Raw genomic sequence first — 24,607 nt, 5'->3', positions numbered from 1 at the left:
CGCATGCCGCGCGAATTTGACTGTACCGCCCGCGCCGGCTACTGCCGGCGTCCGGGCTACACGACAGGACGAAGCAGTGGAAACCATTCTGGAAATGCGCAGCATCACCAAGGAGTTCCCGGGGGTGGTGGCGCTTAACCAAGTCAATCTTTCGGTGCGCGCGGGCGAGATACACGCCATCGTCGGCGAGAACGGCGCCGGCAAGTCCACGCTGATGAAGGTGCTCAGCGGCGTCTACCCGCATCACAGCTACAGCGGCGAAATCGCCTTTGCCGGCCAGCCGCAGAAATTCCGTGACATCGGCGATTCGGAACGGCTGGGCATCATCATCATCCACCAGGAGCTGGCGCTGGTGCCGCAGCTGTCGATTGCGGAAAACATCTTCCTCGGCAACGAGCCCAGCCGCCACGGCATCATCGACTGGCACCAGGTCTATGCCCGCACCAGACAGCTATTGCAGCAGGTGGGGCTGAAAGAGTCGCCGTCGACGCTGGTTGGCGACCTGGGGGTCGGCAAGCAGCAGTTGGTGGAGATCGCCAAGGCGCTGTCCAAGAACGTGCGGCTGCTGATCCTGGACGAACCAACCGCCAGCCTGAACGAAACCGATAGCGACGCGCTGCTGGAGCTGCTGCTGGAACTGCAGCGCGAGGGCATCACCTCGATCCTGATCTCGCACAAGCTCAACGAAATCGCCAAGGTGGCCGACCGCATCACGGTGATCCGCGACGGCATGGCCATCGAGACCATGGACTGCGCCGACGCACCGATTCCGGAAAACCGCGTGATCCAGCGCATGGTTGGCCGCGAGATGTCCGACCGCTACCCGCCACGCCAGCCGGCCATCGGCGACATCGTGTTCGAGGTGCGCAACTGGCACGCCAACCACCCACAGCACCCGGAGCGGCAGGTGTTGAAGGACATCAACCTGCAGGTGCGCCGCGGCGAGATTGTCGGCATTGCCGGGCTGATGGGCGCCGGCCGTACCGAGCTGGCGATGAGCATTTTCGGCCGCGCCTACGGCAAGCGCATCCGCGGCGATGTCTACCTGCACGGTGCGGCGGTGGATGTCAGTACCATCAGCAAGGCCATCGGCCACGGCATCGCCTACGTCACCGAGGACCGCAAGGGCCTGGGACTGGTGCTGCACGACGACATCGCCCGCAACATCAGCCTGCCCAATCTGGCACGCGTAGCGCGCGGCGGGGTAATCGACCGCACACGCGAGACTGGCGTGGCGCGCGATTACCGCGAAAAACTGCGCATCCGCTGCGCCGGCGTCACCCAGCCGGTAGTGAACCTGTCCGGCGGCAACCAGCAGAAAGTGGTGCTGAGCAAGTGGCTGTTCTCGCAGCCGGAGGTGCTGATCCTCGACGAGCCCACCCGCGGTGTGGACGTGGGTGCCAAGTACGAGATCTACAGCATCATCAGCCAGCTGGCCGCCGAGGGTAAGTGCGTGCTGATGATCTCGTCGGAGATGCCGGAGCTGCTGGGTATGTGCGACCGCATCTACGTGATGAACGAAGGCAGCATGGTGGCGGAGTTTGCGGCCGCCGAAGCTTCACAGGAAAAAATCATGAGCGCGATCGTACGCGCCGGGAGTGAGAAATGAACGACCACATCGCCACCCTGCCGCCCACCCCGGCCGGCAAGAAATACAGCGGTTTCCTGCGGCGCAACTTCCGCGAATACGCGATGTTCCTGTCGCTGCTGGTGATCATGGCGTTTTTCCAGGTGCAGACCGAGGGCACGCTGCTGATGCCGCTGAACCTCACCAACCTGGTACTGCAGAACAGCTACATCGTGATCATGGCGCTGGCCATGCTGCTGGTGATCGTCGCCGGCCACATCGATTTGTCGGTCGGCTCGGTGGCCGGCTTCATCGGCGCGCTGGCCGCAGTGCTGATGGTGCAACACGGGGTGCCGGTGCTGCTGGCCACGGTGCTGTGCCTGCTGGCCGGCGCGGTGATCGGCGCCGCGCAGGGCTACTTTGTCGCCTACCACCGCATCCCGTCCTTTATCGTCACCCTGGCCGGCATGCTGGTGTTCAAGGGGCTGGCGCTGACGCTGCTGGATGGTCAATCGCTGGGCCCGTTTCCGGAAATTTTCCAGAAGCTCAGCTCCGGCTTCATTCCGGAAGTCATCGACAGTGACAGCCTGCATCCGGGTTCGCTGCTGCTGGGTTGCCTCGCCGCCGGCGCCCTGCTGCTGCTGGCGATGAAGCAGCGCGCCGCGCACCTGCGCCACGGCATGGAAGAAGAGCCGACCCAGTTCTTCTGGGCCAAGCAGCTGCTGATCAGCGCCATCATCGTGTTCTTCAGCTACAAGCTGGCCGCCTACAAGGGACTGCCCAATGTGCTGATCATCATGAGCCTGCTGATCGCGCTGTACCAGTTCATCACCAACCGCACCACCATTGGCCGCCGCATCTATGCACTGGGCGGCAACGAGAAAGCCACCCGGCTGTCCGGCATCAATACCCGCCGGCTGACCTTTTACACCTTCGTCAATATGGGGGTACTGGCGGCGCTGGCCGGTCTGGTGTTTGCCGCGCGGCTGAATACCGCCACGCCGAAAGCCGGCCTCGGCTTCGAGCTGGACGTGATCGCGGCCTGCTTCATCGGCGGGGCCTCGGCCTCCGGCGGTGTCGGCAAGGTGATGGGCGCGGTGATCGGCGCCTTCATCATGGGGGTGATGAACAACGGCATGTCCATCCTCGGTATCGGCATCGACTACCAGCAGGTGATCAAGGGCCTGGTGCTACTGGCCGCGGTGTGGGTAGACGTTTACTACAAGAACAAATAGCGCCACCTTGGCCGCTGCGGCGCCTGCGGCCAACCTTCTGCGAGGCGACACCATGTCCCACAACTCAACCACCTGCCAGCCAGCGCTGATCGGCCTGGACTGGGGCTCTACCCAGGTGCGAGCCTTTCTCTACGGCCAGCACGGCCGCTTGCTGGACAGCATGCAGGCACCGCTGGGCGTCAGCCACCATCCGGGCGCGGCCGGCGTGGCGGCAGTCGAAGCCTGGCTGGCCGCATGGCTGCAAACCTGGCGCCATGTGCCGGTACTGGCCTGCGGTATGGTAGGCAGCCAGCAGGGCTGGCAACTGGCCCCTTACCTGCCGACGCCGCTGCCGCTGGCAACACTGGGCCGCCATGTGATCCGGCTGGAAGCCTGGGGCCGCACGGTAGCCATCGTCCCCGGCGTCTGCCACGACAATGCCGGCGACGGCTTTCGCGACGTGATGCGCGGCGAGGAAACCCAGCTCGCCGGGTTGGCCGCCGCCTATCCGGAGCTGGTCAGCCCGGAACTGATCCTGACCCCCGGCACCCACAACAAATGGCTGCAGCTGCATGACGGCCAGTTGCTGTCGCTGTCGACCTGCATGACCGGCGAGCTGTATGCGCTGCTGCGCGAGTACAGCCTGCTGGCGCCGCTACTGGCTGACGGCCCGTTCGACAGCGCACAGTTCCTGGCCGGGGTCGACTGCGCCCGCGACAAGCACGACTGGCTGCACCAGTTGTTCGGCGTGCGCGCTCGCGGGGTGCAACGGCAACTGGGTGCGGCGGCGCTGAACGACTGGCTGTCCGGCCTGTTGATCGGTTACGAAATCCATGCCGTGCTCGCTGCCAGCCACGGCGTGCAGCGCTGCGGGCTGATTGGTGCCCCGGCACTGGTCAAGCGTTATGCCACGGCGCTGAAGCAGCTCGGCATCGTTACCGTCAGTCTGGATGGCGACCGCGCCGCCAGTGCCGGGCTGTGGCGGATTGCCTGCCAGGCCGGCCTGTGCCGGCAGACTGCGGCCAACCCTGTAGTGGAGTCCTGACATGCAGCCACAAACCCTCGCCCCAGCACTGGATCTGGACGGCGCCATGGCGCAACTGCCACTGGTTGCCATCCTGCGCGGCGTGCGGCCGGAGGAAGTACTCGCCATCGCCGAGGTGCTGTTCGATGCCGGCTGGCGCATGGTGGAGGTACCGCTTAACTCGCCGCAACCACTGGAGAGCATCGCCCTGCTGGCACGTCACTACGGCGAACGCATGCTGGTAGGTGCCGGCACCGTGCTCGACGTGCGGCAGGTACACGAGGTCGCCGCCGCGGGCGGCAGGCTGATCGTGTCACCGAATATGGACCCGGAGGTGATTGCCGCCAGCAAACGGCTCGGCCTTTACGCCCTGCCCGGCGTCCAGACCGCCAGCGAGTGCTTTGCCGCCTTGCGCGCCGGCGCCGATGCTCTCAAGCTGTTTCCGGGCGAGGCAATCAGCCCGGCCATCATCAAGGCCTTGAGAGCGGTGCTGCCGGCCAGCAGCCGGCTACTGCCGGTCGGCGGCATCACGCCGGACAATATGGCCGCCTTCAGCAGCGCCGGTGCCAGCGGATTCGGCATTGGCAGCGCGCTGTTCAAGCCGGGCATGCACATCGACAGTGTCAGACAGCAGGCGCAGCGCTTTGCCTTGCAGCTGGCTGAAAGCCGGCAATCTGCACCGCCAGCGCGGGAGCATTACACCAGCGGCTGAATCTCGCCATGCGGCCAACAGCGCTGGCATGAACGCATGACGACATGCCCGTAATGCAATGCCGGCAAAAAACAAATGGCCGGGTAATTACCCCGGCCATTTGTGTTGCTGAGCAGGCCTGTTCCGCCCCGCAGATGGGCGGTCGGCACCAGCTTAATCGCGGAAGTTGTTGAACTGCAGCGGGAAGCCGCCTTCCATATCGGACACGATTTCCTTGCGCAGCAGCGCGATCACTTCCTGCAGGTTGTCGCGCTTGGCGCCGGTCACACGCACCGCCTCACCCTGAATCGCAGCCTGCACCTTGATCTTGGCATCCTTGATCATCTTGACGATTTTCTTCGCCAGATCGCTCTCCAGACCTTCTTTGACGGTAACGGTCTTCTTGACCTTGTTGCCGCTGACTTTCTCCAGCTTGCCATATTCCATGCAGCGCACGTCGATACCGCGCTTGGCCAGCTTGCCCACCAGAATGTCATTAACCTGATCCAGCTGGAATTCACTGTCGGCAAACAGGGTCAGTGCCTTGTCGCCGGTTTCGATGCGGGCATCGGAACCCTTGAAGTCGTAGCGATTGGTCACTTCCTTGTTGGACTGGTCGATGGCATTGCGCAACTCAACCTTGTCGATCTCGGACACGATGTCAAACGACGGCATGTAAAGCTTCCTTTCCTGGCAGCCGGCAGGCTGCCTGACAACGTGGTGGTGCCCCTTACGGGATCAGGAACTCCACCAGAATGTTCTTGAACACGAATCCGCCCACCCCAAGGCCCAGCACCAGGAACAGCACGAACATGCCGAACTTGCCGGCCTGCGACTTTTTGCCCAGATCCCAGACGATGAAGCCCATGAAAATGATCAGGCCGGTCAGCAGGATGCCCATCGACCAGTTGGTAAATTGCTCTTCACTCATGACACCAGCTCTGCGGGGTTGCGGTTGACCGGCAATTATACGGCGCACAAACAAAAACCGCACCCGGTGGGGTGCGGTTTGGCTTGATGCAGAACAGCTTACTTGTTCAGGCGGCCGGCAATGCGCATGCGCAGTGCGTTCAGCTTGATGAAGCCTCCGGCGTCAGCCTGGTTGTAAGCACCACCGTCGTCGTCGAACGTGGCGATGTTCATGTCGAACAGCGAGTTGGTCTTGGAGTCGCGGCTCACCACGATCACATTGCCCTTGTACAGCTTCAGGCGCACCCAGCCGTTAACGGTCTGCTGGGTGTAGTCGATCAGGGTCTGCAGCGCCTTGCGCTCCGGCGCCCACCAGTAGCCGTTGTAAATCAGGCTGGCGTAACGGGCCATCAGGTCATCCTTCAGGTGGGCCACTTCGCGGTCCAGGGTGATGGACTCGATGGCGCGGTGTGCCTTGAGGATGATGGTGCCGCCCGGGGTTTCGTAGCAGCCGCGGGACTTCATGCCCACGTAGCGGTTTTCCACCAGGTCCAGACGACCGATGCCGTGCTTGCCGCCCAGTTCGTTCAGCTTGGCCAGCACCTCGTGCGCCTTCAGACGCACGCCGTTCAGCGCCACGATGTCGCCGTTCTCGAACTCGACATCCAGGTATTCCGCAGCATCCGGTGCCGCTTCCGGCGACACGGTCCAGCGCCACATGGCTTCCTCTGCCTCGGCAGACGGGTTTTCCAGGTGACGGCCTTCGTAGGAGATATGCAGCAGGTTGGCGTCCATGGAGTACGGTGCGCCACCGCCCTTGTGCTTGGCTTCTACCGGAATGCCGTGTTTTTCGGCATAGGCCAGCAGCTTCTCGCGGGACAGCAGATCCCATTCGCGCCACGGGGCGATCACTTTCACATCCGGCTTCAGGCCGTAGTAACCCAGCTCGAAACGCACCTGGTCGTTACCTTTGCCGGTAGCACCGTGCGACACGGCGTCAGCGCCGGTCAGGTTGGCGATCTCGATCTGGCGCTTGGCAATCAGCGGGCGGGCGATGGAGGTGCCCAGCAGGTATTCGCCTTCGTACACGGTATTGGCGCGGAACATCGGGAATACGAAGTCGCGCACGAATTCTTCGCGCAGGTCGTCGATGAAAATGTTTTCCGGCTTGATGCCGAATTGCAGCGCCTTCTGGCGCGCCGGCTCCAGCTCTTCGCCCTGGCCCAGGTCGGCGGTGAAGGTCACCACTTCACACTGATAGGTGTCTTGCAGCCACTTCAGGATCACCGAAGTATCCAGGCCACCGGAATAGGCCAGTACCACTTTATTGATGTCAGCCATCGTTTTCTCTTTCCACAGGTGTGAGTTTGCGCCGGCTCAGTCTTCGAGCTGACCCAGCAACAGGTATTCGATCAGGGCCTTCTGGCCGTGCATGCGGTTTTCCGCTTCATCCCAGACCACGCTTTGCGGACCGTCGATCACCTCGGCAGCCACTTCTTCACCGCGGTGCGCCGGCAGGCAGTGCATGAACAGTGCGTCCGGGTTGGCCGCACGCATCAGTTCACCGGTCACCATGTAACCGTCAAATGCCTGGCGGCGCGCCTCGGCTTCCGCCTCGTAGCCCATGCTGGTAAACACGTCGGTGGCAACCAGATCGGCGCCCTGCACGGCCGACAGCGGATTATGGAAAGCCTCGTAGCAGTCATTGCCATAGTGCTCGCCATCCAGCGTGGTCAGCTCGTAGCCGACCGGCGTGGCCACTTTCAGCTTGAAGCCTAGCAGTTTGGCGGCCTGCAGCCAGGTGCGCGCCATATTGTTGCCATCGCCGATCCACGCCACGGTCTTGCCGCGGATATCACCACGATGTTCGATATAGGTCAGGATGTCGGCCAGAATCTGGCACGGATGGTATTCGTTGGTCAGCCCGTTGATCACCGGCACCCGCGAGTTGGCCGCCAGGCGTTCTACCAGGCTTTGCTCGAAGGTGCGGATCATGATGACGTCGGACATGCGTGACAGCACGCGGGCGGTGTCTTCCACCGGCTCGCCGCGGCCGATCTGCGAGCTCTTGCCGTCCAGGAACATGGCATGGCCGCCAAGCTGGGCCATGCCGGCTTCGAACGACACACGGGTACGGGTGGAGTTCTTCTCGAAAATCATCGACATCACCTTGCCAACCAGCGGCTGGTACAGCTGACCGGACAGCTGTCGTCGCTTCAGGACCCGGGCTCGCTGGAACAGGTATTGGTATTCTGCCGCGCTAAGGTCACTGAACTGGAGGTAATGTCTGGGTTGGCTCATGATGAATTCCGAAAAAATTAATGCCACCGCAGCCTGAAAACTCGGCGTTTTCATGCGCAGTGGCACATTACTACACGCAAACCATCCGTCATTGAATGAAGGAGCGCAATAGTGTAGACCCGGCAAAGCCGATTTACAAAATTGCGACATGGTTATATGTATCCGAAATCCAGTGTGCTGACAACCCCGCACCACCCTGCGCGCCAGTTGCGGCCACAGCCAAACAACAGAGAGCCAATTAAAATCAATTACTTAGGCAAACTGGCCGTGTTTAGAATTATTAACGCCACCCTGCAAGGTTGGCCGCATGCCAGCAGCAACGGTACCAAAGATCAGTTGAACCAGCCGACACTGGGCAACGCCGCCAGCTCGTCATCCCGCAGCACCCGCACGCAATACTCCCCCTCCTCCACCAACCCGTGCATTTCTATCGATTTCTGCGTTTTCAGCAACCGCGCCAGGTAGGCGACGATGCCCGCCTCGATTACCTGCCCCGGCACCAGCACCGGGATGCCTGGCGGGTACGGCACGATCTGGTCGCAGCACACCCGGCCGTACAGCGCCGGATTCGGCAAGCCGTCGTCGTCCAGTAGCGGCAAGCGCTCGCCAGATTCATAGAACGCATCGCGCGGCAGACAGGCCAGTCGCGAAAAACCCGGAATCTCCGGCAGGCGGTGATACTGCCGTGGCGTACGTTGCTCCTTGGCCAGCCGCAGCAGCGCATCAAACAGCCGCGACACCTTGCTGCGCGTGGTGCCCAGCGTCAGCAACAAGGTGATGGTGTTGAAGGTGGACTTCTCGACCTGGACATTGAAGCGTCCGAACAGCGCCTGCTGCAGCTCGTCGCTGGAATAGCCGGACTGCGAGATATCCACCGTAATCTTGGTCGGGTCCAGCTGCACCCCTTCAGCGCGCATGTTGCCCGGCAACAGGTCGTCCAGCTCCAGCACCCGGAATGCGCCGGTCGAGTCGATCTTGCTGCGCAGTTCCTGCGCCAGCCGCAAGGCGCGGTCCAGCAGCCGGTAACCCTCGGTCATCGCCTGTTTGCGCGCCACATCCAGCGAGGCAATCAGGTTGTACTGCGGACTGGTCGAGGTGTGCATATTGAAGTTTTCGCGGAACAGGTGCTCGTCGAAATCCGGATCGTTGACGTGAATCATGCTGGCCTGCGAGAACGCCGACAGCACCTTGTGCGTGCTCTGCGTCACGTAATCGGCGCCCGCCTCCAGCGCCGTCGGCCGGAACGCCGGATGGAAGCGCGCATGGGCATACCAGGCCTCGTCGACGATTACCTTGATCCCCGCCGCATGCGCCGCGGCAATAATCGGCGCCAGGTCGTAGCGCAGGCCATCGTAAGTACACGACGTCAGGATCAGCACCCGAGCATCCGGATTGGCCGCAATGGCATCGAAAATCAGCTGCTTGGGCACCGGCCCGAAAATGCCGTAGTGCCGGTTGAGCGATGAATCCAGATACACCGGCCGCGCACCGGACAGGATCACGCCGTGGTGTACCGACTTGTGGCAATTGCGATCCAGCAACAGCTTGTCGCCCGGTGCCAGCAGGGTCTGGAAAATCACTTTGTTGGAGGTGGAGGTGCCATTGGTGGCGAAATAGGTCTTGCGCGCGCCAAAGGCTTTTGCGGCCAACCTTTGCGCTTCGGCGATCACACCGGTAGGGTGCAGCAGCGAATCCAGCATCGGCACCGACACCGACAGATCGGCGCGCAACATACCCTCGCCGACAAACTCGTAAAAATCGCCCACCCACGGGCTGCCCTTCAGCGAATCGCCACCGGAATGCCCCGGGGTATGCCAGGAATCCTTGGCCATCGCTACGTACTGCTTGAGACGGTCGTAGAACGGCGTCTGTGCCTTCTCGCCCATCTCCGCCGCCAGGATGCGGAACCAGCCGCCGACATCCTGCTCATCACGATAGAAATAACCGTCGATCGCGCGGCTGGCCAACTCCTCCATCAGCAGCTTTTCATCGTCATCCTGCAACAGGATGTAGAGCGACAGCTCCGGGCGCAGCTGGTTGATACGCCTGGCCAAGGCCACCGCCGGCTGCGCCTCGCCGGCCTCGTGCAAGCCCTTGTCGATCAGCACGATCTGCACCTCGCCGTCGGCCAGAATGCGCTGCAGCGCCTCAGCGGCGGTTGCCACGCCAGCAACGCATAGCCCGTACGGGTTATCCAGCCCGGCCGCAGACTGCGACAACCCGGCCACCACCGCGGCCAACCACGGCGCATCGCTGCTCACGATCAACACCCTGCTTAGCGGATTCATCAGCGTCCTTTCCATGGCAGCCGTCACCTACTCATGACACACCGTTGACTTCATCCTAAGCCGCGCTTGCGTGTCATGCCACGTTGGCCGCAGGCGGCGCAGGTACAGTGAATCCGTTACAATACGCGCCATGCTGACCGATGCCGAAAAAGACGTGGATAACCACAAAAAGCCCATCGCGGCGGCAAACAGCGCAACCGAAACGCTGCTAAGCGGCAGCAGTAGGAAAATGGCAATCACCACACTGCGGGTAAAGTAGATACCGGCCAGCAGGTAGGGTTTGGAGTAGCGCCCGCCCAGCTTGCCGAAGGTATAGGTACCGGCAATATTGAATAGCCCGATCAGTGCCAGCGCGGTACTGGCGACACTGCCGGCCAGACCGTGATCGCGCAGATAGGCTGGCAAATGCACGCCGATGAACACCACCTGGAAGCCGCAGACAAAATAGCCGGCCATCAGCAGGCGGAAAGAGCGCTGTTGCCAGGCTTCGCCAAAGGCATGGGTAATACCGTGCCAGACGCCAAGTGCTGCCTTGGGCACCGCCGGCGCCCGGGTATAGGCACGCTGCAGCGGTGCGGCCAACGGCACCAGCAACGCTGCCAGCGCAGCCAGCAGCAGCAATGCCGGCATCCAGCCCAGACCATCGATCAGACCGCGCTCGATCGGCACCATCATGAACTGACCAAACGAACCGGCGGCGGCAGTCAGGCCCATGGCGCTGGAGCGGTAGCTATCCGGCACGGCGCGTACGATCACCGAAAACACCACGCTATAGGTAGTGCAGGACAGCGCGATGCCCAGCAGTACACCGGCCGAGCCGGACAGCAGCCAGCCATTGGCAGAAACCGTCATCAACGCCAGCCCCGCGGCATACAGCAAACCACCGGTCACCAGCACCCGGCCCGGGCCATAGCGATCGGCAAAAGCACCGGCAAACGGTTGCGCCGCGCCCCACATCAGATTCTGGATGCCCAGGGCCAGGGCAAAAGTTTCGCGGCTCCAGCCGAACGCCTGCGTCATCGGCGGCAGGAAAAAACCGAAGCCATGCCGCACGCCCATGCTGAGCGAAACAATGGCGCCTGCGGCCAGCAAAAGTAGCGCAACGGGAGACAGTTTCATGATGTTTCCTTAATGATTTTGCGCATGGTGCAACCAATTACGCCGCACCGCCAGCCTTGGCAGGAAACAGATTGATCGTTTTGCCGAACAACAAAAAAGCCCGCCGGAATGGCGGGCCTTGTGCTCGCGGCCAACGTTGGCCACACCACGATGTTTAACCATGCTGCCGGGCGAAATCGAGCATGAAGTGCACCAGCGATTTGACACCCTCGATCGGCATGGCGTTATAGATGGAAGCACGCATGCCGCCCACCGAGCGGTGGCCCTTGAGCTGCACCAGACCGTTCTTCTTGGCCTCGGACAGGAACGTGTCTTCCAGTGCCTCGTCCTTCAGCCGGAACACCACGTTCATCTTGGAACGGAACGGCGCATCGATATGGCTGTAGTAGAAACCGTCGCTGCTATCGATTGCGTGATACAACAGGCCGGCTTTCTCGTCGTTACGTGCCTGCATGCCCTTCACCCCGCCCTGCGCCTTCAGCCACTTGAACACCAGCCCGGAAATATAGATCGGATAGGTGGCCGGCGTGTTGTACATCGAATCGGCGTCGGCATGAATCTGGTAATTGAGCATGGTCGGCGTCTGCGGCTGGGCACGCCCCAGCAAGTCCTCGCGCACAATCAGCACCACCAGGCCGGACGGGCCGATGTTCTTCTGTGCACCGGCGTAGATCAGGCCAAATTTCGACACATCGATCTCACGCGACAGAAAGTCGGACGACATGTCGCATACCAGCGGCGTCTCACCCACCGGCGGAATAGCGCTGTACTGCAGGCCGCCGATGGTCTCGTTGGAGGTGTAATGGAAATAGGCGGCATTCGGGCTGCGCTGCCAGGTTTCCACAGCCGGCACGTAGGCATAGTTGCGGTCTGCGCTGCTGGCCACCACATTTACGTTGGTGTAGCGCTTGGCCTCCTTGATGGCCAACTTCGACCAGTGGCCGGTATCCAGCACATCGATCACGCCATCAGCTGGCGCCAGATTCAGCGGCACCATCGAGAACTGCTGCGACGCCCCGCCCTGCAGAAACAATACCTTGTAACCCGCCGGCACATGCAGCAGCTCGCGCAGGTCCTGCTCGGCCTCATGGATGATCTCCATGAACTCCTTGCCGCGGTGGCTCATTTCCATCACCGACATGCCGGAACCGTGCCAGTCCAGCAACTCGGCCTGGGCTGTGGCCAGCACTTCGTGTGGCAGCACTGCCGGGCCAGCGGAGAAGTTGTACACCTTTGCCATGTTGAACCTCTGTCTCTTTGTCTCTGATTCGAATAAAAAGCCACGCTTGCAGCGTGGCCTTAAGTTGTCAGTTGCCAGTAGTTAACAGGAAGTGGGCACGCGCCACCGCCACCGGTTTGCTGCGATCTTCCTGCCATGCCTCGATCAGTACGTGCGCAACACGCTTGCCCTGTTTGGTGATCTCGCATTGTGCGTACAGGGTCTGCGCCCGGCCGGAGCGCAGATAATCCAGCGAAAAATCGACAATCTTCGGCGTTTCCAGCGATTCACGGTTGCACATCAGATGCAGCAGCGCCGCGTTTTCCAGAAAACCGCCAATCAGACCGCCGTGCAACGCGGGCAGCGTCACGTTACCGACGTTACGCTCGTGAAACGGCAGCCGGAACAGTAATTCGCCCTGCTCGTCCTCGCCGAATTCCACGCCCATCAAGCGGGCATATGGCACCGCTGCGATGATTTCATCGTAGCGTTTCTCGTCGCGCAGACGTGAAAACGTCTCCATGAAAGCGCTCATGCCCCACCCTCCTTCAGCAACATCGGCTTGGGGTTGGAGTCGCGCATGAAAGTCGCCACACCATGGGCAATCGGATCATCCGGGCTGTCGTGATAGCACACGGCGCGCGTAAAGGCGATCTGATTGGCCATCCGGTAGCACTCCGCAGTGCAGTAGATGGCCTTGCCCGGTGTAGCCGCCTTCAGGTAGTCGATACGCAGATCGAGCGTGGCAATGGTTTCCAGCTCGTCCATGTGCGCAGTCACCGCGATGCCGCTACAGGTGTCGATGATGGAGGTAATCACGCCGCCGTGTACCACGCCGGTTACCGGATTACCCACCAGATCATCGCGCCACTCCACTTTCAGCGTCGGCTTGCGCCCCTCGTTACCCAGATACTGGAAACCGAGGGCCACGCAATGCGGAAAGGAAACGAACAGTTCACCCATTGCCTGCAGCAGCGCCGGATTGGCAGGAGCCTGAATCATGCTCAGGCTTCCTCGCCGCCATCAACGTTGGCCGCGGCATCGTCACCTTCGATCTCGACGTCTTCCTCGCTTTCGGCCACTTTTACCAGGCAAATCAGCTTTTCGCCCTCGTCCAGGTTGATCAGGCGCACGCCTTGTGCGGAGCGGCCGGTTTCACGCACTTCCGCCACTTTGGTGCGGATCAGCACGCCACCGGTGGTGATCAGCATCACATCATCGCTGTCTTCCACCAGGCTGGCGGTAACCAGCGACAGACCGGTCTTGTCGGTCAAGTCCATGGCAATCACGCCCTGGGTGCCGCGGCTGGTCTGGCGGAATTCGCCAACTCGGGTACGCTTGCCGTAGCCACCATCACTGGCAGTCAATACCTGCTGCTCGTCACTGTTGGCCACCAGCAGCGAAATCACCTGCTGACCATCGCCCAGCAGCATACCGCGCACGCCGCCAGCGGTACGGCCCATCGGACGCACGTTGGCCTCATCAAAACGCACAGCTTTGCCACCGTTGGAGAACAGCATCACCTGATCGCTACCACTGGTCAGCGCCACGCCCACCAGCTTGTCACCTTCATCCAGCTTCAGCGCAATGATGCCGGCCGTACGCGGACGAGAGAATGCCTCCAGCGGTGTCTTCTTCACGGTGCCGTTGCCGGTACACATAAATACGAACGGGCCTTTGACCTTGTCGCCAACCTCGGCGTCGTCGTCCAGCTCCGGCTCGTTACCGGTAAAGGCTTTCACCGGCAGCATGGCGTTGATCTGTTCGCCGTCCTGCAGCGGCAGCACGTTGACGATCGGCTTGCCACGACTGGTGCGACCACCCTGCGGCATGTCGTACACCTTGATCCAGTAGCAGCGACCAAAGCTGGAGAAGCACAGCACGTAATCGTGGGTATTGGCCACGAACAGGGTATTGATGAAGTCATCATCCTTGGTCGCGGCAGCCTGCTTGCCACGGCCGCCACGACGCTGCGACTGGTAGTCGTCGACCGGCTGCGCTTTCAGGTAGCCGGTGTGCGACAGGGTCACCACCATGTCCTGCGGGGTGATCAAGTCTTCGATATTGATGTCGCCGCCGAACGGCTCGATCTCGGAACGACGCGCATCGCCATACTGCAGCTTGATGGCCACCAGCTCGTCATTGATGATCTGGTTGATCCGCTCCGGGCGCGCCAGGATATCGATGAGATCCATGATGGTGTCCATGATCTCGCGGTACTCGCCGACGATCTTGTCCTGCTCCAGCCCGGTCAGGCGTTGCAGACGCAGATCCAGAATCGCCTGTGCCTGCACATCCGACAGATAGTAGCCATCCGGATGCAGGCCGAAGTTTTCGGCCAACCCGTCCGGACGCGCCTGGGTCTGATCCACGCGCGCGAGCATGCTCTCCACCAGCTCGGAGCGCCAGGCCTTGGTCATCAGCGCAGCCTTGGCTTGCGGCGGGGCATCCGACGCCTTGATCAGGGCAATGATCTCGTCCACGTTGGACAGCGCCACTGCCAGACCTTCGAGGATATGGCCGCGTTCGCGTGCCTTGCGCAGTTCGAAAATAGTGCGACGGGTGACCACCTCGCGGCGGTGACGCAAGAACTCTTCGATGATCTGCTTCAGGTTCAACAGGCGCGGCTGGCCATCCACCAGCGCCACCATGTTGATACCGAAGCTGTCCTGCAATTGGGTCTGCTTGTAGAGGTGGTTGAGCACCACTTCCGGCATTTCGCCGCGCTTGAGCTCGATCACCACGCGCATGCCGGACTTGTCCGACTCGTCTCGCAGGTCGGAGATGCCCTCGATCTGCTTGTCGCGCACCAGCTCGCTGATGCGTTCCAGCAGGCGCGCCTTGTTCACCTGGTACGGAATCTCGTCGACAATGATGGCCTGGCGATCACCCTTGCCGATGTCTTCGAAGTGCACACGGGCGCGCATGATGGCGCGGCCACGACCGGTGCGGTAGCCTTCCTTGATACCGGCAGTACCGTAGATGATGCCGGCGGTCGGGAAGTCCGGCGCCGGAATGATGTCGATCAGCTCGTCGATGGTGAGTTCACTGTTGGCCAGCAGTGCCAGACAGCCATCGATCACCTCGGTCAGGTTGTGCGGCGGAATGTTGGTCGCCATCCCCACTGCGATACCGGCAGCGCCGTTGATCAGCAGGTTGGGGATGCGCGACGGCATGATCAGCGGCTCCTGCTCGGAGCCGTCATAGTTGGGGCCGAAATCGACGGTTTCCTTCTCGATATCCGCCATCAGCTCGTGCGCGATGCGCGCCATGCGGATTTCGGTGTATCGCATGGCAGCAGCGTTATCGCCATCTACCGAACCGAAGTTGCCCTGGCCATCAACCAGCGGATAACGCAGCGAGAAATCCTGCGCCATGCGCACGATGGTGTCGTACACCGCGGAATCGCCGTGCGGGTGGTACTTACCGATCACATCGCCCACGATACGGGCGGATTTCTTGTAGGCGCGGTTCCAGTCGTTGGACAGCTCGTGCATGGCAAACAGCACACGACGATGCACCGGTTTCAGGCCGTCCCGCACGTCTGGCAGGGCGCGGCCAACGATCACGCTCATGGCGTAATCGAGATAGGAGCGACGCATCTCCTCTTCCAGGCTGACGGGCAGTGTTTCCTTGGCAAAAAGCTGATCGGTCATGGAAATCCGTTAACGTGAGCAAAAATATGGTCGCATTCTACCACAAAGCCCTGCCACAAGCGGCCATGACACTGGATGACAGGCGCAAAAAAGGCCGGAAAATCCGGCCTTTTTCTGAATGGCGACCGTGCTTAACGGGCACCGATTTGCAGCTTCTTCTCCAGCCGGCCGATACCCCACGCCATCAGCATGGTAAGTGCCAGATAGATAAAGGAAATGGTCAGATACGGCTCCCAGTAACGGGAATACACACCGGCCACGGTACGGGCCGCAAACGCCAGCTCCGCCAGACCGATTGCCGACACCAGCGAGCTATCCTTCAACAGCATGATGGCTTCGTTACCCAGCGGCGGCAGCATGCGGCGGAATGCCTGCGGCACGATTACAAACTTCATCGTCTGGCCGTAGGACAAGCCCAGCGAGCGCGCCGCTTCCATCTGCCCTTTGTCGATGGACTGGATACCGGCACGGAAAATCTCGGTAATGTAGGCACCGGCATTCAGCGTCAGCGCCACCAGACCCGACAGGAATGCGCCATAGTTCTGCCGCACCTCGCGAGCCACATCACCACTAAGCAGCAAGCCATTGCTCGGGTGAATCAGCATCGGCATCAGCGCGAAGTGAATCAGCAGAATCTGCACAAACAGCGGTGTGCCACGAAAGAAGGCAACGTAGGCCCCTGCCGGCATACGCACACCAAACCTCAGGAAATACTTCATGGCACCATGCTTGGCTTCAGCCAGACGCGCCATCCCCATAAACAAGCCGATCAGGGTTCCCATTACCACGGCAAACACCGTAATACTCATTGTCATCTTTACGCCATCAATAAACAGCGGCGCGTATTCGGCAATCATGCCCCAGCGGAAATCCATGCCCGTCCCTCCCGGATACTAAAAACAAACGGCGGGCCTGCAACCCAGACCCGCCGTTTGCGACAACTTGTTATTTGGTACCGAAGTACTTCTTGAAGATCTGATCGTAAGTACCGTCAGCCTTGATGGCCTTGATACCGGTATTGATCTTGTCCAGCAGTTCCTTGTTGCCCTTGTTTACAGCAAAACCGTAGTACTCGGGCGCAAAGCTCTTGGTGTCTTCTCCCGTCACCATGCCGTTCTGCGGGTTGTTGGCCACGTAGTTGGCCACCACGCCGTTATCGCCAACCGCAGCATCCACACCACCACCCTCCAGCTCCTTCAGTGCCAGTGGCATACTTTCGAAGCGCTTGATGTTCGGATTGGTCTTGCCCAGCAGCTTCTGCACCACTTCGTCACCGGTGGTGCCGGTCTGAACAGCCACTTTCTTGGCCTTCAGGTCCGCAAACGACTTCACATCAGTCACGCCCTTACCGATGGCAATCAGCTGGCGCGCTTCGAAGTAGGGATCGGAGAAATCCATGCTCTGCTTGCGCTCGTCGGTGATGGTAATGGCCGACGACAGAATGTCACGATCACCCTGCGGCAGGGTAGCAAACATGCCTTCCCACGGGGTATTTACAAACTTGACCTTGAAACCGCCCTTGGCCGCAACAGCGGTCAGCACGTCCACATCGAAACCGACGATCTCTTGTTTGTCGTTCTGAAACTCGAACGGCGCGTAGCTGGCATCAGTGCCCACTACGTACTCTTTCATCTCGCCCCCTGCAGCCGAAGCAGCAGCCTGCGGCTCGGAAGCCTGTTGCTGAGCTTCCTGTTTCTGGCCACAACCGGCCAGTGCGAATACGGTCAACAACATCCCCGCGAGCAGCGTTCTTCTGTTTTGTTTCATTCCCATGTTCTCCTAGGCGTGATTGCCGGCCCATTCGTTGTACAAACAACCGGCGTGCTAATATAACAACCTCATTCGGGGGCCACAACGCCCGCCTTTCCCCTGCCAAGTCCGACCAAGCAAATCAAATGCAACTATCTCGCACCATTGCCGCACTACTCGTCGCAACAATGGCATTTTCTGCCAGCATGAGCCATGCCGAAGGCGAAGACGCGCCATTGCCGGGCGATTTCCAGCCGGCCCCGATTGCCAAGCCACCGAAGGCGAAACCACTGCAACTCCCGCCGGTAAGCAGCCCCGCCCCCAGAGTAAGCACACAGAAAGCCAGCGAAGCTGCACCGAAAGCAGGCAGCCGCAAGCATGGCAAGAACACCACCCGCAGCGCGAAGCGCCTGACCAAGGCCAGTCACGCCACCGCCGGCAAGCCAAGCAAGCACAGTGCCAGCAGCAAGAAGGCGCGACGCCCCACCAGCAGTCGCAAGCAGCTCGCGGCCAGCACCCACAAAGCCAGCGCCAAGAAACAAGGTGCGCGCAAAACTCCAGCCAAGATCAGTCGCCAACGTGCCGCCAAGGCAACTTCACCCCGCCTGCGCAAGGCACAAGCCGTGGCGAGCCATAAAGCAGTCAAACAAAAGGCTCAACCGAAGAGAGTACTGAAAAAACGAAAATTGCCGCACAAGAAAAGCAGCGGCAAGTAAGCATAAAAGGCCCTACACCCTGCCACGTGGAGCATTATCCAACACATATTTTCTTATGGGATCGCAAGCCCATGCTTGAATTGCCCAAGCTCCTGCAAACAACCCTGCCCTTTAAAGAGTCACCCCATCTACTCTAGACACTCTTGAGCCGTTGGAAATATTGCTTCTCAAACTCTACCGGCGATAGCCCGTTTGCGGAACCATGCCGGCGTTTCGGGTTGTAGAACATCTCGATGTAATCGAAGATATCCCGCCGGGCTTCTTCTCTGTCGTGATAGGTTTTTCGCTTGATGCGCTCCCGCTTCAGCAACTGGAAGAAACTCTCCGCCACGGCATTGTCGTGGCAGTTCCCGCGCCGACTCATGCTGGGCACCAAGCGATGGGCCTTCAAGAAGTCCTGCCAGTCGTAACTACTGAACTGACTCCCCTGGTCGGAATGCACCAGCACCTCCTGCTTTGGCTGGCGTCGCCATACCGCCATCAACAAGGCATTCAGCACCAGTTCTCTATCGATACGTGACTGCATCGACCAGCCAATGACTTGCCGCGAGAACAGGTCGAGCACCACCGCCAGGTACAGCCATCCCTCATGCGTGCGGATATACGTGATGTCGGTCACCCAAGCTTTATTCGGCGCATCGACGGTGAACTGGCGCTGCAGGTGGTTCGGCGCCACCACCGCCGGGCGGCCACTGTAATGTCCAGGGCGCCGGTGATAGCCCGTCTGCGAACGCAGCCCCTCCTGCTTCATCAGCCGTGCCACACGATGTTTGCCGCAGCGCTCCCCCTGAGCCTGCAGGTCGTCATACACCTTGCGGTAGCCATAGACACCGCCACTCTCTAGCCAGGCCTGCTTGATTTGCACCAGCAAGCGCTGGTCTTCGCGGGCGCGAAGTGAATGCGGGGACTCTTTCCAGGCGTAGTAGCCACTGGGATGCACAGACATGACACGACACAGTCGTCGGACGGGAAACTGCTGCTCATGGGCCCGGATGAAGGCATACCTTACCCGGACTCCTTGGCAAAGTATGCGGCGGCCTTTTTTAGGATATCGCGTTCCTCGGTGACCCGTTTCAGTTCTGCCTTAAGACGACGGATTTCAGCTTGCTGGTCCGCTGATTCGGCCGGCGTGGCCCGCTTGGGGTCGTAGCGTTTCAGCCATTGATACAGGCTGTGGGCAGAGACGCCGAGACGGTTGGCGACTTCGGCGACGGGATAGCCGCGCTCGGTAACCTGTTTGACCGCTTCAATTTTGAATTCTTCGGGGAAACGCGGACTGCTCATGACACCTCCTTGTAGGGCCAAGCGTGAGGCTCACGAGGTATCTAGGAAAGTGGGGGCGATTCAGGTTCGGTTGTTATTCACAAAAAACAATGGCATAAGCCATGCTTCTATAACCAGACATCCTAACCAGCCTACCCCTGCCGAACAATATCGAACGACACCTCTACCGCCACTTCCGTGCCGCGGTTCTCCAGCCAGTGCAGGGTGTTCCTGTCTTCCGGCCAGCCGACACCCGGCCCGTAATCGGTGGCAATACCGTTGCGGTGATCGGTAATCGTGCCTTGCAGGATGTAGACCATGCCCGGCCGGTCCTGGTGGCTGTGCAGCGGGCCGAACACACCACCCGGCTCGATAGTCACCAGCCGCAGCCGAAGCTGCCGCCCGTCCATGCCGGGTATTTCCAGCCCCAGGTCCATGCTGGATAGCAGCTGGACGGTGACGCCTTTGGTTTCCGATACTGCCTGTCCGTCGCTCATGTCGTGCTCCTCGCTGCCGCCAGCGGCAATAGCCGGGTCACACCAAGGAGTAAGCGATGGCAGCACAGCGGCCAGCACGCCCCGGCCCGGTAGACTCATTGTAGACAGCGACGAGCGTTGTTCTATGGCCGCTAGCCAGCGGGCTACGCGGCTGGCGTCAGTGGCAGCTCGCCCAGTTTGTCCTTCAGCGTTTTCATCACGATGTAGGAACAGATGTCGCGCATGCCCGGCAGTTTGTTGAGCTTTTCCACCACGAACGTGGAAAACGCGTTCAAGCCGCGGGCGCGGATGTGCAGCACGTAGTTGCAGGCACCGCTGACCACATAGGCGGCGACGACTTCGTCAAAGTCGTTTACCCGTGCCAGGAAAATGTCGTGCCAGTCCGGATGGCTGTGATCCACCGTCACATGCACGATGGCCTCCAGCTCGAAACCCAGTTGGCCGGCGTCCAGCCGCGCGTGGTAGCCCTGGATCAGCCCGTTTTCTTCAAGCGTGCGCACCCGCCGCAGGCAGGCAGATGGCGACAGCGCCACCTTGTCGGCCAGGTCCTGGTTGCTGAGTCGGCCGTTGCCCTGCAGCGCGGTCAGAATGCGAAAATCGATAGCATCGAGTTGCATACGCAAGTTTCTTTCTTCATTGCCTTGGGTAATTGAATAGTCTGCGAATAACCCACGTTTCACAAGCCGAGTTTGCAACCAGCCATGCCGTCCGCGGTGCTACGATTTTGATGTGCGTGCGGCAAGTGCCGTGCCCGATTGCCTACCGCCGGCCACGCCGGCCCACTGAGAAGGAACACCGACATGCTGACCCGTGCCGACTGCCTGGCCGCCGATGCCCGCGACCCGCTTGCCTCGTTCAAGCAGCAATTCATCATTCCGGACGGCGTGCTGTACCTGGATGGCAACTCGCTGGGCGTGCAGCCCAAGACCGCCGCCGCGCGCTGCAGCGAGGTAGTCAGCCAGGAATGGGGTATCGGCCTGATCCGCAGCTGGAACACCGCCGGCTGGTTCGAGATGCCGGGCCGGCTGGGCAACAAGCTGGCAAAACTGCTGGGCGCCAACGATGACGAAGTGGTGGTCACCGACACCACCTCGCTGAACCTGTTCAAATCGCTGGCCGCCGCCATCCGCATCCAGCAGCAGGAAGCGCCGCAGCGCCGCGTCATCGTGTCAGAGCGCGACAACTTCCCCACCGATCTGTACATGATCGAGGGCATGATCGACCTGCTGCAGCAAGGCTATGAACTGCGCCTGACCGACGACACGCTGTCGCTGGAACAGGCGCTGGACAGCGATGTGGCGGTCCTGCTGCTGTCGCACGTCAACTACCGGACCGGCGCCATGTACGACATGGCCGCCACCACTGCGCTGGCGCATCGTCACGGCGCGCTGGTGATCTGGGATCTGGCCCACGCCGCCGGCGCGGTACCGCTGGACCTCAACGCCGCCGAGGCCGACTTTGCCGTCGGCTGCACCTACAAATACCTGAACGGCGGCCCGGGCGCACCGGCCTTCATCTGGGTGGCGCCGCGCCATCAGGACCGTTTCTGGCAGCCGCTGTCCGGCTGGTGGGGGCATAACCGGCCGTTCGACATGGCCGACAACTACCAGCCGGCACACGGCATCCGCCGCTTCCTGTGCGGCACCCAGCCGGTGACCTCGCTGGCGATGGTGGAATGCGGGCTGGACGTGGCGCTGCAGGCCGACATGCATGCCGTGCGCGCCAAGTCGCTGGCGCTGACCGACCTGTTCATCCAGCTGGTGAACGAACGCTGCGGCCAACATCCGCTGACGCTGATCACCCCGCTGGAACATGCCCGCCGCGGCAGCCATGTCAGCTTCCGCCACCCGCAGGGCTTTGCCGTGATGCAGGCGCTGATCGCCCGCGGCGTGATCGGCGACTACCGCGAACCGGAAGTGCTGCGCTTCGGCATCACCCCGCTGTACCTGAGCCATGCCGATATCTGGGAAGCGGTGGAAGTGCTGCGCGACATTCTGGACAGCGGCAGCTGGGATCGCCCCGAGTTCCACCAGCGTGCCTCGGTGACCTGAGCGCCGCGACGACAAGGTTGGCCGCCAGGGCCGCACAGCAAAACACCCCGTTACCACGGGGTGTTTTTGTTTACCGCCGTAGCGGCCGGCGCTACTGCGCCTCCAGCTGCTGCAGCATGGCCAGATCGACGATGTCGATGTCGCGGCCGTTGACGGTAATCACCCCCTGCTCCACCAGGCTGTGCAGCACGCGCGAGAAGGTCTCCGGCGTGATGTTGAGGCGCGAGGCGATCACGTTCTTGTTCACCGCCAACCGCACCACCGCCTCACCGCGCTGGCGCTGCAACTGCAGCAGGTAACCGGCCACCCGCTGCAGCGAGTTTTCCACCGAATAGCGCGCCACATCGCGCATCAGGTTATGCAAGCGCAGCGACAGCCCGGCCAGCATGCGCTGCGCAAAACCGCTGTCGCTGGCGATGGCGGCCTGGATCGCCGCCACGCTGACATGCAGCAGCAGGCCATCTTCGATGAACTGCGCCATCACCGGAAACGCCTTGCCGAGGAACATCGCCGCCTCGCCGAAGCTCTGCCCCGGATGCAGGATTTCCACCACTTTTTCCACCCCGCCGTTGGAGCCCAGCGCCAGCTTCACCTTGCCATACACCAGCAGATACATGCCGTCGCAGGCATCGCCGCGCTGGAAAATCACCTGCCCTTTGAGCCCGCGCACCTCGCGGGTGGCCGGCACCAGCGCCTGCAGCTGCGCCGGCGACAATTGCTGGAACAGCGGCTGGTGCGCCAGGAATGCCGAAACGTCTATCGGAGACATACTGCCCTCGATGCTGAAATGGTCTGGCGCAAGGCTACGCCGCCGCCCGCCGCGCCACCATGCGCCGGAAGACGGGGCGTGCTACGCCCTAATGACTAGTGCCGCCGGAGCGCGTCACCTTGTTGAACACGTTGTATTTGCCGATCGGCTTCATCATCGGCAGCGCCGCCACTTCGCGGAAGTTGGCCGCATCCACCACCACCAGCTCGCCCGGCGTTTCCATGATGCTGACCAGCGCGTAGCGGCCGTCGCGGGTGAACTCGACGTGGGCATTGGTCTTGCCCGGCCGCAACGTCAGCTCGCGCACCACCTTGAAGCTGCGCTTGTCGATGATGGACAGCGTGTCCTTGCGCGGCGACATCATCGAATCCACCCAGGCATACGGCGTGTTCTCGTGGCTGCGCAGAAAGAAGCCGGGGCCGGGAGTGGCGATGTTGGCCGCCACCTGCCAGCGGTCCATGTCGAGCACCGTCACGCGGCCACCTTTCAGGTTCGGCGTCGCCATGTAGTGGTGGCCGTCCTGCTCGAAGGTGATGCCGGAGCCGAGGTGTGGCATGCCGTCCAGCGGCAGCTCCGCCACCTTGCTGCGCGCATCCAGGTTGATGACCTCGGCGTGGCCATCACGCGAGGCGGCCATCACGTGGCGGTAGCTGTCATCAAAGAAGAAATCGTCCAGCACCATGTCCAGCGGCGTCACCCGCGGGTTGAGGTAACCGGGCACCGCCAGCCCCTCGCCCATCTGGTAGTCGTGCACATAGCCCGGATAGATCGGCGCGGCCTTGGGGTCGTAGGAGATTTCCCACAGCTCGGCGGCATCCTTCAGCGCCACCACGAAGCTGTGCCGCGGTGCGGCGTCATACACCGCCGACACCCGCGACAGCTCGCCGTTGCGGGCGCGCACCGGCAGGGTTTTCACCGGCTTCAGGCCGTTGGCGTCCAGCAGCACCAGCGTTTCGGGCAGCGTGTTGCCGGCCAGCACCCAGCGGCCGTCGTCCGACACCGCCAGATTGCGGGTATTCAGCCCGACGCGGATCTCCGCCACCAGTTGCAGGCTGTACAGATCGTACTGGCTGAGCCAGCCATCGCGGCTGGCAAAGTACACGAAGCGACCGTCCGGCGAGAACTTCGGGCCGCCGTGCAGCGCGAAGCGGCTCCTGAAGCGCGCCAGCGGCCGGAAGCGGTCGCCATCCAGTACGGTAACGTGATGGTCACCGGCCTCCACCACCACGAACAGGTTGCGCGGGTCGATATCGGCGGCAAAGCTTGGCCGCGGCGGCAGCGTGGCCGGGTCGCGATACTGGATGTGCGAGGCGGCGGTATCGGCCTCGCGCCACACTGGCGGTGTCGCCGGCGGCGTCGCTAGCCAGGCGGCCAGCTCGCGGATGTCGGCATCGGAGAGCCGGCCGGCAAAGCCGGCCATCTGCGTGGCGGCGCGGCCATCGCGGATGGTGGCCAGCACTTCGGCCGGCTTCAGCCGCTCCAGGCTTTGCGGCAGCAGCGCCGGCGCCATGGCGCCCATGCGCTGCGGGCTCTTATACACCTCCTACACAGCCGACGCTCTGCCGGGGGGTGGG

Annotated in this window: 23 protein-coding genes; 6 read left to right on the top strand and 17 right to left on the bottom strand. The window is 61.6% G+C overall.

From position 1 onward, the window contains the following. The first annotated feature begins 76 nt into the window (after positions 1-76). The 4 genes from mmsA to HU218_RS05925 are packed head-to-tail and all read left to right on the top strand — an operon-like array spanning position 77 to position 4,517. Positions 77-1,609, top strand: coding sequence for a multiple monosaccharide ABC transporter ATP-binding protein (gene mmsA / locus HU218_RS05940; RefSeq protein ID WP_174874021.1), 1,533 nt, complete (start codon positions 77-79; stop codon positions 1,607-1,609). Beyond that, entirely contained in the window at positions 1,606-2,802 is a 1,197-nt protein-coding gene (mmsB, locus tag HU218_RS05935; protein WP_174874020.1) for a multiple monosaccharide ABC transporter permease, read from the top strand. The genes mmsA and mmsB overlap by 4 nt, the downstream gene beginning before the upstream one ends. A 52-nt stretch (positions 2,803-2,854) precedes the next feature. Then, positions 2,855-3,826 (top strand): 2-dehydro-3-deoxygalactonokinase, encoded by a 972-nt coding sequence (locus tag HU218_RS05930; protein WP_174874019.1) that lies wholly within the window; start codon positions 2,855-2,857, stop codon positions 3,824-3,826. Between the two features lies 1 nt (position 3,827). Continuing rightward, on the top strand, positions 3,828-4,517 hold the full coding sequence (locus HU218_RS05925; protein ID WP_174874018.1) for a 2-dehydro-3-deoxy-6-phosphogalactonate aldolase: 690 nt from the start codon (positions 3,828-3,830) through the stop codon (positions 4,515-4,517). A 153-nt stretch (positions 4,518-4,670) separates the two neighbouring features. Here HU218_RS05925 and HU218_RS05920 read toward each other — a convergent pair whose 3' ends face one another. The 12 genes from HU218_RS05920 to HU218_RS05865 all read right to left on the bottom strand — a co-directional run bounded on the left by HU218_RS05920 (position 4,671) and on the right by HU218_RS05865 (position 17,755). Then, positions 4,671-5,171 (bottom strand): YajQ family cyclic di-GMP-binding protein, encoded by a 501-nt coding sequence (locus HU218_RS05920; RefSeq protein WP_174874017.1) that lies wholly within the window; start codon positions 5,169-5,171, stop codon positions 4,671-4,673. A 55-nt stretch (positions 5,172-5,226) separates the two neighbouring features. Next, positions 5,227-5,427 (bottom strand): DUF2788 domain-containing protein, encoded by a 201-nt coding sequence (locus HU218_RS05915; protein ID WP_174874016.1) that lies wholly within the window; start codon positions 5,425-5,427, stop codon positions 5,227-5,229. Between the two features lie 98 nt (positions 5,428-5,525). Beyond that, positions 5,526-6,746, bottom strand: coding sequence for an argininosuccinate synthase (locus HU218_RS05910; RefSeq protein ID WP_174874015.1), 1,221 nt, complete (start codon positions 6,744-6,746; stop codon positions 5,526-5,528). 36 nt (positions 6,747-6,782) lie between these two features. After that, positions 6,783-7,706, bottom strand: coding sequence for an ornithine carbamoyltransferase (gene argF / locus HU218_RS05905; protein ID WP_174874014.1), 924 nt, complete (start codon positions 7,704-7,706; stop codon positions 6,783-6,785). A gap of 332 nt (positions 7,707-8,038) precedes the next feature. Then, positions 8,039-9,994, bottom strand: coding sequence for an aminotransferase class I/II-fold pyridoxal phosphate-dependent enzyme (locus HU218_RS05900; protein WP_174874013.1), 1,956 nt, complete (start codon positions 9,992-9,994; stop codon positions 8,039-8,041). A 27-nt stretch (positions 9,995-10,021) separates the two neighbouring features. Next, entirely contained in the window at positions 10,022-11,113 is a 1,092-nt protein-coding gene (locus HU218_RS05895) for an MFS transporter (RefSeq protein ID WP_246210733.1), read from the bottom strand. Between the two features lie 154 nt (positions 11,114-11,267). After that, positions 11,268-12,353, bottom strand: coding sequence for a 3-phosphoserine/phosphohydroxythreonine transaminase (gene serC, locus HU218_RS05890; RefSeq protein WP_174874012.1), 1,086 nt, complete (start codon positions 12,351-12,353; stop codon positions 11,268-11,270). 67 nt (positions 12,354-12,420) lie between these two features. Next, positions 12,421-12,867 (bottom strand): PaaI family thioesterase, encoded by a 447-nt coding sequence (locus tag HU218_RS05885; RefSeq protein WP_174874011.1) that lies wholly within the window; start codon positions 12,865-12,867, stop codon positions 12,421-12,423. Continuing rightward, the gene (locus HU218_RS05880) at positions 12,864-13,334 is read right to left on the bottom strand and encodes a PaaI family thioesterase (RefSeq protein WP_174874010.1); all 471 of its coding nucleotides are present in this window, start codon (positions 13,332-13,334) and stop codon (positions 12,864-12,866) included. The genes HU218_RS05885 and HU218_RS05880 overlap by 4 nt, the downstream gene beginning before the upstream one ends. A 2-nt stretch (positions 13,335-13,336) precedes the next feature. After that, a complete protein-coding gene (gene gyrA, locus HU218_RS05875) occupies positions 13,337-15,988 on the bottom strand; it encodes a DNA gyrase subunit A (RefSeq protein ID WP_174874009.1) in 2,652 nt (883 codons plus the stop codon). Positions 15,989-16,119: 131 nt separating this feature from the next. Further along, on the bottom strand, positions 16,120-16,863 hold the full coding sequence (locus tag HU218_RS05870; RefSeq protein WP_174874008.1) for an amino acid ABC transporter permease: 744 nt from the start codon (positions 16,861-16,863) through the stop codon (positions 16,120-16,122). Positions 16,864-16,933: 70 nt separating this feature from the next. After that, positions 16,934-17,755 carry a basic amino acid ABC transporter substrate-binding protein gene (locus tag HU218_RS05865; RefSeq protein ID WP_174874007.1) on the bottom strand — a complete coding sequence of 274 codons (822 nt, stop codon included), beginning with the start codon at positions 17,753-17,755 and terminating at the stop codon, positions 16,934-16,936. Between the two features lie 128 nt (positions 17,756-17,883). On the opposite strand from HU218_RS05865, the gene HU218_RS05860 reads away from it, so the two are divergent. Next, entirely contained in the window at positions 17,884-18,453 is a 570-nt protein-coding gene (locus HU218_RS05860; RefSeq protein WP_174874006.1) for a hypothetical protein, read from the top strand. A gap of 133 nt (positions 18,454-18,586) precedes the next feature. On the opposite strand, the gene HU218_RS05855 is transcribed toward HU218_RS05860, so the two are convergent. The 3 genes from HU218_RS05855 to HU218_RS05845 form a co-directional block, all read right to left on the bottom strand. Further along, positions 18,587-19,737, bottom strand: a protein-coding gene (locus tag HU218_RS05855) for an IS3 family transposase (RefSeq protein WP_174874005.1) whose coding sequence is annotated in 2 segments (ribosomal slippage) — positions 18,587-19,491 and positions 19,491-19,737 — 1,152 coding nt in all. Because the reading frame shifts where the segments join, the coding sequence is not laid out codon by codon here. Positions 19,738-19,868: 131 nt separating this feature from the next. Then, positions 19,869-20,213 carry a cupin domain-containing protein gene (locus HU218_RS05850; protein WP_174874004.1) on the bottom strand — a complete coding sequence of 115 codons (345 nt, stop codon included), beginning with the start codon at positions 20,211-20,213 and terminating at the stop codon, positions 19,869-19,871. A 143-nt stretch (positions 20,214-20,356) separates the two neighbouring features. After that, the gene (locus HU218_RS05845; RefSeq protein WP_174874003.1) at positions 20,357-20,830 is read right to left on the bottom strand and encodes an Lrp/AsnC family transcriptional regulator; all 474 of its coding nucleotides are present in this window, start codon (positions 20,828-20,830) and stop codon (positions 20,357-20,359) included. A gap of 183 nt (positions 20,831-21,013) precedes the next feature. On the opposite strand from HU218_RS05845, the gene kynU reads away from it, so the two are divergent. Beyond that, positions 21,014-22,264 carry a kynureninase gene (gene kynU / locus HU218_RS05840; protein WP_174874002.1) on the top strand — a complete coding sequence of 417 codons (1,251 nt, stop codon included), beginning with the start codon at positions 21,014-21,016 and terminating at the stop codon, positions 22,262-22,264. 91 nt (positions 22,265-22,355) lie between these two features. On the opposite strand, the gene HU218_RS05835 is transcribed toward kynU, so the two are convergent. Continuing rightward, positions 22,356-23,033, bottom strand: coding sequence for a Crp/Fnr family transcriptional regulator (locus tag HU218_RS05835; protein ID WP_174874001.1), 678 nt, complete (start codon positions 23,031-23,033; stop codon positions 22,356-22,358). An 88-nt stretch (positions 23,034-23,121) separates the two neighbouring features. Then, complete coding sequence (locus HU218_RS05830; RefSeq protein ID WP_174874000.1) at positions 23,122-24,573, bottom strand: nitrite reductase; 1,452 nt, start codon at positions 24,571-24,573, stop codon at positions 23,122-23,124. Between the last annotated feature and the right edge of the window lie 34 nt (positions 24,574-24,607).

Origin of the sequence: Vogesella oryzae, from assembly GCF_902829295.1 — a bacterium.
GTDB lineage: Bacteria > Pseudomonadota > Gammaproteobacteria > Burkholderiales > Chromobacteriaceae > Vogesella > Vogesella oryzae.
This window is presented reverse-complemented; position numbering and strand designations above follow the sequence as displayed.